At 69.2% G+C, this 13408-nt stretch carries 13 protein-coding genes; 3 read left to right on the top strand and 10 right to left on the bottom strand.

Features of this window, described 5'->3' with window-relative positions; translation table 11 throughout:
• The first annotated feature begins 9 nt into the window (after positions 1 to 9).
• The gene (locus EPO51_RS10625; protein WP_293349838.1) at positions 10 to 429 is read left to right on the top strand and encodes an MAPEG family protein; all 420 of its coding nucleotides are present in this window, start codon (positions 10 to 12) and stop codon (positions 427 to 429) included.
• Here EPO51_RS10625 and EPO51_RS10620 read toward each other — a convergent pair.
• Positions 426 to 1085, bottom strand: a complete 660-nt coding sequence (locus tag EPO51_RS10620; RefSeq protein WP_293349835.1) for a sugar transferase — start codon at positions 1083 to 1085, stop codon at positions 426 to 428. The genes EPO51_RS10625 and EPO51_RS10620 overlap by 4 nt on opposite strands.
• A gap of 188 nt (positions 1086 to 1273) precedes the next feature.
• Between EPO51_RS10620 and EPO51_RS10615 the strand changes: the two genes are divergently transcribed.
• On the top strand, positions 1274 to 2056 hold the full coding sequence (locus tag EPO51_RS10615) for a cyclase family protein (protein WP_293349832.1): 783 nt from the start codon (positions 1274 to 1276) through the stop codon (positions 2054 to 2056).
• A gap of 320 nt (positions 2057 to 2376) precedes the next feature.
• Positions 2377 to 4065 carry a hypothetical protein gene (locus EPO51_RS10610; RefSeq protein ID WP_293349830.1) on the top strand — a complete coding sequence of 563 codons (1689 nt, stop codon included), beginning with the start codon at positions 2377 to 2379 and terminating at the stop codon, positions 4063 to 4065.
• A 23-nt stretch (positions 4066 to 4088) separates the two neighbouring features.
• On the opposite strand, the gene EPO51_RS10605 is transcribed toward EPO51_RS10610, so the two are convergent.
• From EPO51_RS10605 to EPO51_RS10565, 9 genes are all read right to left on the bottom strand, one after another.
• Positions 4089 to 5183: a protein-glutamate methylesterase/protein-glutamine glutaminase gene (locus tag EPO51_RS10605; RefSeq protein ID WP_293349827.1), complete on the bottom strand. Its 1095-nt coding sequence runs from the start codon at positions 5181 to 5183 to the stop codon at positions 4089 to 4091.
• Positions 5184 to 5186: 3 nt separating this feature from the next.
• Positions 5187 to 6041, bottom strand: a complete 855-nt coding sequence (locus EPO51_RS10600) for a CheR family methyltransferase (RefSeq protein WP_293349825.1) — start codon at positions 6039 to 6041, stop codon at positions 5187 to 5189.
• Between the two features lie 36 nt (positions 6042 to 6077).
• Positions 6078 to 6560 carry a chemotaxis protein CheW gene (locus EPO51_RS10595; protein WP_293349822.1) on the bottom strand — a complete coding sequence of 161 codons (483 nt, stop codon included), beginning with the start codon at positions 6558 to 6560 and terminating at the stop codon, positions 6078 to 6080.
• Between the two features lies 1 nt (position 6561).
• Positions 6562 to 8367, bottom strand: coding sequence for a methyl-accepting chemotaxis protein (locus EPO51_RS10590; protein ID WP_293349819.1), 1806 nt, complete (start codon positions 8365 to 8367; stop codon positions 6562 to 6564).
• 78 nt (positions 8368 to 8445) lie between these two features.
• Positions 8446 to 10137, bottom strand: coding sequence for a methyl-accepting chemotaxis protein (locus EPO51_RS10585; protein WP_293349816.1), 1692 nt, complete (start codon positions 10135 to 10137; stop codon positions 8446 to 8448).
• Positions 10138 to 10151: 14 nt separating this feature from the next.
• On the bottom strand, positions 10152 to 10658 hold the full coding sequence (locus EPO51_RS10580) for a chemotaxis protein CheW (protein WP_293349813.1): 507 nt from the start codon (positions 10656 to 10658) through the stop codon (positions 10152 to 10154).
• Between the two features lie 4 nt (positions 10659 to 10662).
• Positions 10663 to 12627, bottom strand: a complete 1965-nt coding sequence (locus tag EPO51_RS10575; RefSeq protein ID WP_293349810.1) for a chemotaxis protein CheA — start codon at positions 12625 to 12627, stop codon at positions 10663 to 10665.
• Entirely contained in the window at positions 12624 to 12992 is a 369-nt protein-coding gene (locus EPO51_RS10570; protein ID WP_293349807.1) for a response regulator, read from the bottom strand. The genes EPO51_RS10575 and EPO51_RS10570 overlap by 4 nt, the downstream gene beginning before the upstream one ends.
• Positions 12989 to 13327, bottom strand: coding sequence for an STAS domain-containing protein (locus EPO51_RS10565; protein WP_293349804.1), 339 nt, complete (start codon positions 13325 to 13327; stop codon positions 12989 to 12991). The genes EPO51_RS10570 and EPO51_RS10565 overlap by 4 nt, the downstream gene beginning before the upstream one ends.
• Positions 13328 to 13408: the final 81 nt, after the last annotated feature.

The following is a 13408-nucleotide window of genomic DNA, read 5'->3' as shown; positions in this document are numbered from 1 at the left end:
AGGTTCCAGATGCCCAGCGCAATCCTTCAGCCCGTCGTCGTCCTCGTCCTGTGGTCGATGGTGATGTGGGCCTGGCTCTACGCCACCCGAATCCCGGCGATGCGGAAGGCCAAGGTGGCTCTGGATCCCAGCCTGACCACCGCCGAGCTGTCGGGGCGGCTGCCGCCACCGGTGCGCTGGAAGGCCGACAACTACAACCACCTGATGGAGCAGCCGACGCTGTTCTACGCCATCGCCCTGACCCTGGCCGTGGCGGGCCATGGCGATGGGCTGAACGCCGGGCTGGCCTGGGGCTATGTGGGCCTGCGGGTGATCCACAGCCTGGTGCAGGCGACGAGCAACGTGATCATGCTGCGCTGGGCGGTCTTCATGGTCGCCTCGCTGGTGCTGCTGGCGTTGGCGGTCTCGGCGGCCCAGGTCGTCTTCTAGAAGGCCTTCGCGTCGCCCAGGAGCAGCGGCACGGTGCGGACCACCAGCGTCAGGTCGCGGCCGAACGACCAGTTGTCGATATAGGCGTTGTCGGCGTCGACGCGGGCGAGCAGGCCTTCGTCGTTCGCCACCTCCCCGCGGTAGCCATGGACCTGGGCCGCGCCGGTCAGGCCGGGCCGGGCGCGGAACCGGTCCAGGTAGCTCGGCACGCGGTCGGCCCACACCATGTCGTGCGCGATGGCGTGCGGCCGCGGCCCGACGATCGACATCTCGCCTCGCAGGACGTTGAGGAGCTGCGGCAGCTCATCCAGGCTGAGCTTGCGCAGGAGCCCGCCCAGCGGCGTGACCCGGGAGTCGCCCCGGACCGCCTGGCGGATCTCGGCGCCGTCCTCCGTCACGAACATGGTGCGGAACTTGTAGATCCGGAATGGTCGGCCGTTCAGGCCGGTGCGCTGCTGGCGGAAGAGGATCGGTCCGTCGCTCTCCATCCAGATCGCCGTGCCGATCAGGACCAGCAACGGCAGGAAGGCCAGCAGGGCCAGGCCGGCGGTCGCGAGATCGAACGCCCGCTTGCGCCGGCTGAGCGCCACCCGCGCCGGACTCGCGGTCTCAGGCGCAGCGACCGGCGCATGACGTATCGGCGCGATCAAGGTCATTGCCCAGCCCGGCTCCGTGGTCCATCCGACACAGACCCTCAACCTGTTCGTACGACCGCCGGTTCCGGCCACCGGCCATCGCCCGATAAAAAAATGTTGCAGCGCACAAACAATGCGCGAGGGGTTCCGCCGTCCGCGCGGCGGTCTAGAGTCCGCACGTCAAGAAGAGGCGGATGCGGAGGAAGCCCATGGCGCGCAGGCTGGTCGACCTGTCGATCCCGATCACCAACGACATCATCTCGGACCCCGAGGTGATGCGCCCGCAGGTGATCTATTCGCGGCACAGGGAGACGGTGGGTCAGATCGCCTCGTTCTTTCCGGGCCTGAAAGCGGAGGACCTGCCCGACGGCGAAGGCTGGGCGGTGGAGCAGGTGCGGCTCTCCACCCACAACGGGACCCATATGGACGCGCCGTGGCATTTCCATTCGACCACGGACGCGGCGGAGACTATCCGGCCGGCGCCGACCATCGACCAGGGGCCCCTGGAGTACTTCCTGCAGCCGGGCGTGAAGCTGGACTTCCGCCGGTTCGCGGACGGCTATGTCGCCACCGCCGCCGACGTGGCGGCCGAGCTCGACCGCATCGGCCACGCCCTGCGGCCGCTGGACATCGTGCTGGTGAACACCGCGGCGGGCGCCGCCTACGGCGACCCGGACTATATCCACAAGGGCTGCGGCATGGGCGAGGAAGCCACCCTCTACCTCACCGAGCGCGGGGTGAAGGTGGTGGGCACCGACGCCTGGTCGTGGGACGCGCCCTTCTCGCACACGGCGCGGAAGTGGGCCGAGACGCACGACCCGAAGATCATCTGGGAAGGCCACAAGGCCGGCCGCCTGCGCGAGTACTACCAGATCGAGAAGCTGACCAACCTGGAGGCCCTGCCCGCCACCGGCTTCACCCTCTCCTGCTTCCCGGTGAAGATCGCCGGCGCCTCGGCGGGCTGGATCCGGGCGGTGGCGATCCTCGAGTAGGCGCCGGCGCAGCCGTCATAGGAATCCTGACGCCCTTGCGGCAGGCGTCCAGGCCCGCCCCTCAGGGCGACGCCGTGCAACGCCGCCCCGGCCGTCCGTGCAAGGCCCTGGAAACTTCGCTCTGCGGCGTCTCGCCGCAGGCGACGACTTCGGATTACCCTGGATCGACGGCATTCCTGCCCCTCGGCTCAGAAGACCGGGCGAGATAACCTCGGCTTGTTCCTACGGAAACTGGCTTCGGACTCCATAAACCACGGCGATTCACCGAAGATTCCGACCTGTCGCTCTAGGCTGCCGGACCGTTGAGAGAGTTGGCCGCCTTGTCCCTTGCCGTCCAGTATGCCGAAGCCGAAATCCCCGATCACCCGTACGTGGCCGACGCGGCCCCGCTCGCCCGCGTGGCCGGCCGTCTGGCCGCCGCGCGCGGTGTCATCGAAGGCAAGTTCCTGGACCTCGGCGTCACCTTGGAAAAGTCCGTCGAGGTCGTAGGCGGCCTGATCGGATCGCTGGACCAGCTCACCAGCCTGTTCAACGCCGAGACGGTCGACGGCGCCACCGAGAAGCTGTCCGCGGCCGCCGCCGAGCTGAGCGGCCTGGCCGGATCGCGCGCCGGCCACCGCGAACGCTGCCACGGCCTGGCGGCCACCAGCCGCCAGCTAGGGATCCACATCGCCGACATGCAGCAGGCGCTGCGCTACCTGCGGGTCTTCGCGGTCAACATCAAGGTGACCGCCGGCACCGTGCCGGGCGCCTTCGTCGAGTTCGAGGAATTCGCCCGGGAGATCTACAACGCCATCTCCGAAGGCCGCGTCCAGCTGGACGAGTTCGGGCGCGACCTGGAGAGCCTGGGCGCCCTGATCGGCGCGGCGCTGAACCACGAGAACGACCTCGACGACCGCTGCGCCGAGGTGCTGCCGGCGGTGCCGCTGCAGCTGGCCGCCGACGCCGTGACCCTGGCCGAGCACCACAAGCGGGTCGCCGCCGTGGCGGCCGAGGTCGGGGCCATCGCCCGCGGCCTGCAGGGCAAGGTGGGCATGGCGCTGTGCGGCCTGCAGATCGGCGACACCGCGCGCCAGCGGGTGGAGCACGTCGAGACCAGCCTCGAGATCCTGGAGCGCCGCCGCGTCGCCGGTGAGGCGAACCCCGACGCCGACGCCCTGGTGCTGGCGATGCTGGCCGCCCAGTTGGACGACACCGCCGAGAGCTTCGACCGCGAGGTCGAGAAGATCGCCCAGAGCCTGGCCGGCGTGGCCGGCGACGCCCGCAAGCTGCTGCAGCTCCGCGAGGCGGCGCGCGGCTCGGGCGGTCGCGGCGACACGACCGGCGACCTCGCGCGGCTGGAGGTCAGCCTGGGCGAGGCCATGTCGCTGGTGCAGGAGATGGGCGCGGCCGAGGCGGCGGCGCTGAAGGTCGGGCGCACCGCCGAGACTACCGCCGTGGGCCTGGCCCAGCGGATCAATTCGATCCGCGCCATCAAGGCTTCGATCCAATCGATGGCGCTGAACGCGAACCTGAAGTGCGGGCGCCTGGGCGACGCCGGCCGGCCGCTGAGCGTCGTGGCCGTGGAGCTGCGCCAGTACGCCGATGTGCTGGGCGACACCGCAGGCCAGGCCGAGGCGATCCTCGTGGAACTGGGGGGCGGGTTCGAGGCGGAAGCGGACGCCGGCGGCGGCTCGGCCGCGGTGGGCGCGCTGCTGGAGACCGCCGCGGCGCCGATCCGCGAGGCCGAGAGCAAGGTGGGCGCCGAGCTCGCCGGGATGGCGGCTCAGGGCGACGCGGTGATCCAGGTCCTGAACCAGGCCACCGCGCGGCTGAACTTCCAGGCCGAGGTCAGCGGCGTGCTGACCGCCGCAGCCGACGGCCTGCGCCCGGCCGAGCCCGGAGCGGTCGAGGACCTGGACGCGGCGGCGACCGCGGCCCTGGCCGAGGTCATGGCCGAGATCGGCAGGCTCTACACCATGGCCCGCGAACGCCAGGTCCACGCGGCCTACGCGCCGCCGGCGACGTAGAGACGCGCCGCAGGCGCTCGGCGCTACGCCGCCATGGCGCCGAGGCGCAGGATCTCGGCGGCGATGCGGCCCAGGGGCAGGACCTTCATGGCGGCGCCGCGGGCGATGGCCTCCTTGGGCATGCCGAAGACGATCGAGGTCGCCTCGTCCTGGGCGACCGTATAGGCGCCGGCCTGCTTCATCTCATCAAGGCCTCGGGCCCCGTCGTCGCCCATGCCCGTCATGATCACGCCCACGGCGTTGGAGCCTGCGGCGCGCGCGGCGGAGCGGAACAGCACGTCCACCGATGGGCGGTGGCGGGAGACCAGCGGGCCGCTCTTGACCGCGACGTGGTAGCGGGCGCCCGAGCGCTCCAGCAGGGTGTGCATGTTGCCCGGCGCGATCAGCACGCGGCCGCGCAGGACGGCGTCGCCGTCGGCCGCCTCCTTGACCTCGACCGCACAGAGGTCGTTCAGCCGGCGCGCGAAGGCGGCGGTGAACTTCTCGGGCATGTGTTGGACGATGACGATGCCCGGCGCGTTGCTGGGCAGGGCCTGGAGCACCTCGCGCAGCGACTCAGTGCCGCCGGTCGAGGCGCCGATGCAGATCACCGTCTCGGTGGTGCGGGCCATCGCGCGCGCGCCCTCGCGCGGCGGCGGCAGCATGGCGTCGGCGGTGAGCTTCTTCTCCACCGTGCGGCTGAAGGGCTGGGGGCGGGTCCGAGCGGAGAGCCGGGCCTGGGCGGCGCCCTTCACGGCCTCGCAGATCCGGCCCTTGGCCTCCTGCAGGTGGTCGGCGACCCCGATCTTGGGCTTCAGGATGACGTCGACGGCGCCGGCCTCCAGCGCCTGCATCAGGGTCTCGGAACCCTCCTCGGTCAGCGAGGAGCACATGACGACCGGAATGGGATGCTGCGTCATGAGTTTGCGCAGGAAGGTGATGCCGTCCATGCGCGGCATCTCGACGTCCAGGGTGATGACGTCGGGGATGTCCTTGGCGATGAACCGGGCGGCGGAGAAGGGATCGGACGCCGCACCGATCACCTCGATGTCCGGGTCTTCCTCAAGCACGGCCGTGAGGGTTTGGCGGACGCTGGCGGAGTCGTCGACGATCAGGACGCGGACCTTCTTGCGGCTCACGGGTCAGATCCTCTGGAAGACGGTGCCGGACACCGTGCGCACCGGCAGCTCAACGCCCACGATGGTCTCGGAGTGCCCGAGGAACAGATAGCCGCCGGGACGCAGGTGTGCGCACAGCCGCTTGAGGACCGCGGCCTGGGTCGGCTTGTCGAAATAGATCAGCAGGTTGCGGCAAAAGATCATGTCCAGGTCCCTGGGCGCTGCGTACTTGGCGTCCATCAGGTTCTGGCGGGCGAACGAGAGCTTGGACCTAAGGTGCGGAGCCATCCGCACGACCTTCTGCGACCCGTCCCGCGGAACCAGGACGTGGCGCTCGCGCAGGGCGATCGGCACCGGCTCGATCATGGCGGCCGGATAGATCCCGATCAGCGCCTCGCCCAGCACCTGGGTACAGAGATCGGTGGCGAAGATGGAATAGTCGAGGCCACGGTGCTCGCGGCAGTAGTCGTCCATCAGCATGGCGATCGTGTAGGGCTCCGCGCCGATCGAGCAGGCGGAGCTCCAGACCTGGACCTGGCGGCGGCCTTCCTTCTGGAAGCCCGGCAGCGCCTTGTTGACCAGGAAATCGAAGTGCGCGGGCTCGCGGAAGAAGTCGGTCTTGTTGGTCGTGACCACGTCGATCAGGTGGATGGCCTCGGCGTCGATCCCGCCCTGCTGAAACAGGAAGGCGCAGTATTCGTCGAAGCTGCCCATCCGGCGCTCGCGCAGGCGGCGGCGCAGCCGGCCTTCCAGCATGGTCTTCTTCGCCGGCGGCATCTTGATGCCGCTGTAGCCGTGTATGAACTCGGACAGCCGGCGGAAGTTCGCCGGGCTGAGGGTGTCGTGGGCGTCAGAGACGTAGGCGAGCTCAGCCGACAAGATGGATCATCCGTTCTGGAGGAGGTGGGCCAGCCGTCAGGCCGCCGCGTCGGCGACCGCCGGCAGGGCGGCGGCTTCCTGGGTGGTCAGCAGCTTGGCCAGCTCGAACAGCACCACGAAGCCGTCGTCACGCCGGACGACGCCCGCGATGTAGTCCGAGCGCCAGGCGACGCCGATGTCCGGCGCCGGCTCGATCTGGTCGGCCGCGACGGAGACCACCTCGATCACCCGATCGGCGACCAGGCCCAAGGAGAGCAGCCGACCCTCCAGCGGGATGTCCAGCACCAGAATCCGGGTGCTGGGGCCGGGTGGGATCGTCGGCAGGCCGAGCTTGGCCCGCAGGTCGATGGTCGCCGTGCCGCGACCGCGCACGTCGGTCAGGCCCAGGAGGTAGGCCGGCCCCTCGGGGATCGCGAACGGCTGACGGTAGTCGAGGATCTCGCGGACGAACTCCACGGGCACGGCGAACACTTCGACGCCGAGGCCCAGGGTGACGTACTGCACTTCAGCGGCGGCCATCTCAGGCATACTCCCGGAAGGCCGCGTCCTGGTCGTCGGGGCCGCCCTGGGCCAGGTCGAGGGCGAAGCCCTTGGCCGCGGCCTGTTGCGCCTGGACGGTCTTGTTCGCAGGGCGGGCGGCGGGTCGCGGAGCCGCTGCGCGAGCCGGAGCGGCCTTGCGGACCGGCGCGGCGGCGACCGAGGCGCGCGACTTGCCGCTCGCCTCGATCCGGAAGAAGGCGATGGACGCCTGAAGTTCCTCAGCCTGGGCGGCCAGTTCCTCGGACGTGGAAGCCATCTGCTCCGAGGCGCTGGAGTTGGTCTGAGTGACCTTGTCCAGTTGCTGGATCGCTTCGTTGACCTGGCTGGCTCCGATGTCCTGTTCGCGGCAGGCGGCGCTGATCTCGGCGACCAGTTCCGACGTGCGGCGGATGTCGGGCACCAGGCGCGTCAGCATCTCTCCAGCCGACTGGGCGGCCTTCACCGTGTCGGTGGAGACGGCGCCGATCTCGGTGGCGGCAGTCTGGCTGCGTTCGGCCAGTTTGCGGACTTCCGAAGCGACCACTGCGAAGCCCTTGCCGTGTTCGCCGGCCCGGGCGGCCTCGACGGCCGCGTTCAGGGCCAGCAGGTCGGTCTGGCGAGCGATCTCCTGCACGATGGTGATCTTCTCGGCGATGGTCTGCATGGCGCCCACCGCGCGGGCCACGGCTTCGCCGCTGGCCTCGGCGTCCTTGGCCGACTGACGGGCGATCTGTTCGGTCTGCGAAGCGTTGTCGGCCGTCTGCTTGATGTTGGCGGCCATCTCTTCCATCGAGGCCGAAGCCTCTTCCACCGAGGAGGCCTGTTCCGTGGCGCCCGAGCTGACCTGCTCGGCGGCGGCCGACAGTTCCTGACTGCCCGACGACACCTGTTCCGACGCGTCCAGCGCGCCGGTGACGACGCCGCGCAGGCGTTCCACCATCCGCTCCAGGGCCAGGCCCAGGGTGTCCTTGTCGGACAGCGGCTTGGGCTGGACCGTCAGGTCGCCGTCGGCGACCTGATCGGCCAGGGTCGCGGTGGCGCGCAGGTTGGCGGTCATGCGGTTGACCGTATCCACCAAGTCCTTGATCTCGTCGTTGGTGGTGACCGTGATCGTCTGGTTCAGGTCGCCAATGGCGACCGCTTCGGTCAGGTCCGAGATCTTCTTCAGGCCGCGGCTGATGGTCAGCGAGAGCCAGATGGCGGCGCCCACCGCGAGCAGGAAGCAGACCGCGAGGATGGCGATCAGCGCGTTGCGGGCCAGCGCGTAGTCGGCGTTGCCCTGGGCGTCGGCGGCCTTGAGCTGGGCCTTGGAAAGCTCGACCAACTCATCCGTCTGCTTGGTGATCGTCTCGTTGATCGCGCGCTGCTTCCCCAGCATGATCTGGGTCGCTTCTTCGTTTCGATTGGCGAGCGCGAGCTGACGGATCTCGCCATCGACCGGCACGAACTCTTCCCACGCCTCGCGGAGCGCCAGCCACTTGGCCTTCCCTTCCGCGCTGGCGAGGGCTTCGGATTGCTGGAGCACCGCGATGAACTGTCTCTTCTCGACATCGGCCTTGGCGTTGTCGCGCGCGTTGGAGGCCGCGTCGTTGGTTATGGCCATGTTCTTCTCGGCCCGTAGAATCTGCAGCAGCGCGATGCTGAGCGCCTGCGCGTTCTCAAGACGCTGAGCAGGGCCCGCGACCATCGCCGTCTGGGCGCTGTTGATCTTGTTGAGCTGGAAGATGCCGAAGCTCGTGGCGCCGACCATCAGGACGATGATCAGGGCGAAGGCCAAGCCCAGCTTAAGCTTGATGGTGAAACGCATGGTCGGGCTCCAGGGACCGGTGTCCGGGCGGGGAATTCAGGGTGACCGCGGAGCCTGGCCCCGCGGCGGTGAAGTAGGTCAGGCGTACTCGCGGAAGGCCGCGTCCTGCTCGTCGGGACCACCCTGGGCGAGGTCGAGGGCGAAGCCCTGGGCCGCAGCCTGCTGGGCCTTGACGGTCTTGCTCACCGGGCGGACGGGCGGCCGCGGAGCCGTAGCGCGGGCCCGGGCCGGCGCCGGGGCGGCGCGCCGGACCGGAGCCGTCGCGCGCGCCTTGCCGGTGGCGTCGGTGCGGAAGAAGGCGATCGAGGCCTGCAGTTCCTCGGCCTGGGCGGCCAGTTCCTCGGACGTCGAGGCCATCTGCTCCGAGGCGCTGGAGTTGGTCTGGGTGACCTTGTCGAGCTGCTGGATCGCCTCGTTGACCTGGCTGGCCCCGATGTCCTGCTCGCGGCAGGCCGCGCTGATCTCGGAGACAAGCTCCGAGGTGCGGCGGATGTCCGGCACCAGGCGGGTCAGCATCTCGCCGGCTGACTGGGCGGCTTTCACGGTCTCGGTCGAGACGGCGCCGATCTCGGTGGCGGCGGTCTGACTGCGCTCGGCCAGCTTGCGGACTTCGGAGGCGACGACCGCGAAGCCCTTGCCGTGCTCCCCGGCGCGGGCGGCTTCCACCGCCGCGTTCAGGGCCAGCAGGTCGGTCTGACGGGCGATCTCCTGAACGATGGTGATCTTCTCGGCGATGGTCTGCATGGCCTCGACCGCACGGTTCACGGCCACGCCGGAGACTTCGGCGTCCTTGGCCGACTGGCGAGCGATCTGCTCGGTCTGTGAGGCGTTGTCGGCCGTCTGGCGGATGTTGGCGGCCATCTCTTCCATCGAGGCCGAGGCCTCTTCCACCGACGAGGCCTGTTCCGTCGCGCCCGAGCTGACCTGCTCGGCGGCCGCGCTGAGTTCTTGGCTGCCGGCCGAGACCTGCTCCGAGGCGTCGAGGGCGCCGCCGACGACGCTGCGCAGGCGCTCGATCATCGAGTTCAGGTGGCTCAGAAGGTCGCCGATTTCATCGTTGCTGGTGATCTCCGCGGTGCGGGTCAGGTCCCCCTCGGCCACGCCTTGGAGGGCGACGCCAGCGCGGTTCAGACCCCTGCTGATGGTCAGCGAGAGCCACACGGCCGAGGCGATAGCCAGCAACAGCGCCACGGCGGTGATCCCCATGAACATCGCCCGGCTGGTGGCGGCCGCGGCGTCATATTGCTCGCCGGCGGTCTTGAGCAGCCTTTCGTTCAGATCAACCAGGCCGTCGGAGGCCTTGAAGATCGAGTCGTTCACAGTCCGCTGCGGGCCGTGCATGAGGGCAATGGCCTCGGCGTTCTTGTTCTCGCCGCCCAGCCGCTGAATCTCGGCGTCCATCGGCAGGAAGCGATTCCATTCGTCCTGCAGGGCTTCCCACTTCGGACGTCCCTCGGGCGTGGCGACCTCGATCGCGTGGGCGAGCGTCTCGCCGAAGATCTTCTTCTGCGCTTCGATCTTGGCGATCTCAGCGCGGCTCTCGGCCGCGTCCTCGGTCAGGACGAGGTTTTTTTCCGAACGCAGGATCTGCAGCAGGGCGGTGTTGAGCAAGCGGGCGCGGTCCAGCCGCGTTACGGGCCCCTCGATCATCTCGTCGTGGAGCGACCCCATGCGGTTGACCTGGACGATGCCGAAGCTGGCGACACCCAGCATCAGCGCCAGCAGTAGGCTGAACGCTATGATCAGCTTGAGTTTGATGGTGAAACGCATGATCGCTCTCGGGCTCAGGAAACGGGCTGAAGGGAAGGCGCCGCGGAACGTGGCTCGCCGCGCTCCGCGAAGATGCAGGCCAGGTCGGGCAGGATGATCGGCTCGCCCGCGCGGCGCGCGATGCGGCTGACGTAGTCCTGGCGCCAGCGCATGCCGATCGGCGGCGGCGGCTCCGTGTCGGTCATCGACAGGCTGGTCACCTCGTGAACCTTGTCGGCCCGCAGGCCGACCAGGGTGGGATCTCCATCCAGTTCCAATTCGATCACCACGATGCGGCTGTCCAGGGTGTCGTCGGCTCGGCCCAGCCCGAAGGCGAGGCGCAGGTCCGCCACCGGAATCACCCGCCCGCGGAAGTTCATCACGCCGCTGACGAATTCGGCCGCGCCCGGCACTTCGGTCTCGTCCGGCAGGTCGAGGATCTCGCGCACCAGGCCCGCTTCCAGCGCGAAGGTCTCGCCTCGCACATCGAAAGTCAGGACCTGGACGCTGTCGTCGTTGGCGGCGGTTTCGATCTGGATCATGGGGTCAGCTCGCCACGCGGAATTGTTTCTCGAGGCGCTGGCCCGCCTCGACGAGGTGGGGGACATCGAGGATCAGGGCCACGCCGCCATCGCCAAGGATCGTCGCGCCGGAGAAGGTCTCGACGTCGGCGTGCAGCTTGGAGAGCGACTTGATGACGGTCTGGTGGTCGCCGATGATCTGGTCGACCACCAGGCCGACGCGGGCCTCGCCGGTGGAGACCACCACGACTTTCTGGTGCGGACCGGCCTCCGCCGTGGTTCGGAACAGTTCGCGCAGGCGCAGGAACGGCACGAACTCATCGCGTAGCGAGATCAGGCTGCGGCCCGAGGAACGCACGTCCTGCTCATGGCTGAGCTCGACGCACTCCTCGACGGCGCCCAGCGGGATCACGTAGCGGCCGGCGCCCACGCGGACCAGCAGGCCCTCGATGATGGCCAGGGTCAGGGGGATGCGCAGCGAGACTTCCGATCCCTGGCCCGGCGTGGAGCTGATGTCGATGGCGCCGCGCAGGCTTTCGATGGTGCGCTTGACCACGTCCATGCCGACGCCGCGGCCCGACAGGTTGGTCACCGTCGCGGCGGTGGAGAAGCCGGGGGCGAAGATCATCTGCAGCAGTTCGGCGTCGCTGAGCGTCGCGCCGGGGGCGACCAGGCCATTCTGCTCGGCCTTGGCGCGGACCCGTTCGCGGTCGATGCCGCGGCCGTCGTCGGAGACGGTGATGACCACCTCGGCGCCGGAGTGGCGGGCGGACAGGGTCAGCTTGCCCATAGCCGGTTTGCCGGCCGCGGCGCGCTGCTCGGGGGTCTCCAGGCCGTGGTCGGCGGCGTTGCGGATCACGTGGATCAACGGATCGGCCAGGCGCTCGATGATGGTCTTGTCGAGCTCGGTGGTCTCGCCCTGAGTGATCAGCTCGATGGACTTGCCGGTGTCGCGCTGCAGGTCGTGGATCAGCCGGCGGAAGCGGCCGAACAGGTTCGAGATCGGCACCATCCGCACGACCATCATGGTGTCGCGCAGCTCGCCGGCCAGGCGTTCCACCTCTTCGGACACCGAGCGCAGCGCCATGTCCTGGGAACTGGACGCGATCTGCTTCAGGCGCGACTGGGCGATGACCAGCTCGCCGACCCGGTCCATCAGCTCGTCCAGCCGTTCGGCCGGGACGCGCAGGGTGGAGTCGGGCTTCTTGGTCTCCTCGGCCTTCTTCCCCTCGGCGGCGGCGGGGATGACGGCCGGCGGCGCGATCGCGGCCGGCGCGGCGGCCTCGACGGCGGCGGGCTCCTCGGCGAAAGCCTCGACGGCCTCGCCCTCCCGAATGTCCAGGACCATGTCATCCATGACGAAGAGGAAGACGTCCTCGATGGACGAGCGCGACACCTTCGGGCCGGCCAGGGTCACATCCCAGGCCAGATGGCAGTCGGTGGGGTTCAGCTCGTCGATCGGCGGCACAGCCTCGGTGGAGGCCACGATCCGGCAGTCCCCCAGCTCGCGCAGCTCTGCCAGCAGGCCCAGCGGGTTGGTGCCGTTGGCCATGGCGTCGACGGGCAGCGAGAAGCGTACCCGCCAGGAGGTCGCCGGGACCGGGGCCGCGGCCGGCGCGGCGCCGGATTCCAGCACACGGTGCAGTTCCGCCAGCAGGGCGTCGCCGACGGCGGGGTCGGGATCTCCGTCCACCAGCGCGCGCATGTGGTCGCGGGCGTTGAGGACACAGGTGATGAGTTCGGGCGTGGCCGGCGCCAGGCCCTTGCGGACGCGGTCGAAGGCGGTCTCGCAGTGGTGGGTGAAGGCGGCCAGGGCATCCATGCCGAACATGGCGCCCGAACCCTTCAGGGTGTGCAGGCTGCGGAACACCGCATCGACGAGGTCGCGGTCGTCCTGCCGGTCCGCCAGGTCGAGCAGGCCCTGCTCGATGGCCTCCAGCAGTTCCCTGGCCTCGAGCCGGAAGATTTCGGCGGGATCCTGCAGGTTCACTTGGTGAGAACCTTCTGGGCGATGCGGACCAGCTGTTCGGGATCGAAGGGCTTGGTCATCCAGCCCGTGGCCCCCGCGGCCTTGGCCTGTGCCTTCACGTCGCCATCGGATTCGGTGGACAGGAAGACGATCGGCGTGCCGACCACCTTACCCCTCGCGCGGAGCTGCTGGATCATGGTCAGACCGTCCATGATCGGCATGTTCAGGTCCGTGATGATCAGGTCGAACCTGCCGGCCTCGGCCTTCTCGAGGCCTTCCGCGCCGTTGACGGCTTCCGAGACCGTGTAGCCTGCCGTGCTGAGGGCGATCTTGATCGCCTGGCGGATGCTGGCCGAGTCGTCGACCGTGAGGATGGAAGCCGTCATTGAGCCACTCCAGCGTGGGTCCAGAATTGCAGTCGCTCGGCGTCGGCTCCGTCGAGGAAGCCGCCGCGCTCGAGCACGTCGCGCAGGGCGCCTTCGGCCGGCTGGGCCAGGCGCACGGTCCCGCCCTGCCGTGCGCAGGACGCGCGGGCGGACTCCAGAAGCTGCACGAAGGAAAGGTCGGCGCCGCTGATCTCGGAGACGTCGACGATCAAGTCGCCTCCGCCCGCGATGGCGGCCGACAGCCGCGTCCAGGCGTCGGCCACATGCGGAATGGTGGCAGGACCGGAGAAGGCGATGACGCCGTCCCTTCCACCACCGTCAAGGATGTCACCCAAAGCTCGCCCTCAGATACTGGGGCGAATCTTTGCAATTGCGCATCGCCCATTGACCGCGGAAGCTATGGACGTCGCCTTTTT

The organism is Phenylobacterium sp. (assembly GCF_004297125.1).
Classification (GTDB): domain Bacteria; phylum Pseudomonadota; class Alphaproteobacteria; order Caulobacterales; family Caulobacteraceae; genus Phenylobacterium.
This window is presented reverse-complemented; position numbering and strand designations above follow the sequence as displayed.

Excerpts from the sequence above, each read along its gene's own strand:
- EPO51_RS10585 (WP_293349816.1), bottom strand. The coding sequence starts at position 10,137 with ATGCGTTTCACCATCAAACTCAAGCTGATCATAGCGTTCAGCCTACTG.
- EPO51_RS10570 (WP_293349807.1), bottom strand. The coding sequence starts at position 12,992 with ATGACGGCTTCCATCCTCACGGTCGACGACTCGGCCAGCATCCGCCAG.
- EPO51_RS10620 (WP_293349835.1), bottom strand. The coding sequence starts at position 1,085 with ATGACCTTGATCGCGCCGATACGTCATGCGCCGGTCGCTGCGCCTGAG.
- EPO51_RS10615 (WP_293349832.1), top strand. The coding sequence starts at position 1,274 with ATGGCGCGCAGGCTGGTCGACCTGTCGATCCCGATCACCAACGACATC.
- EPO51_RS10625 (WP_293349838.1), top strand. The coding sequence starts at position 10 with ATGCCCAGCGCAATCCTTCAGCCCGTCGTCGTCCTCGTCCTGTGGTCG.
- EPO51_RS10590 (WP_293349819.1), bottom strand. The coding sequence starts at position 8,367 with ATGCGTTTCACCATCAAGCTTAAGCTGGGCTTGGCCTTCGCCCTGATC.
- EPO51_RS10580 (WP_293349813.1), bottom strand. The coding sequence starts at position 10,658 with ATGATCCAGATCGAAACCGCCGCCAACGACGACAGCGTCCAGGTCCTG.
- EPO51_RS10595 (WP_293349822.1), bottom strand. The coding sequence starts at position 6,560 with ATGGCCGCCGCTGAAGTGCAGTACGTCACCCTGGGCCTCGGCGTCGAA.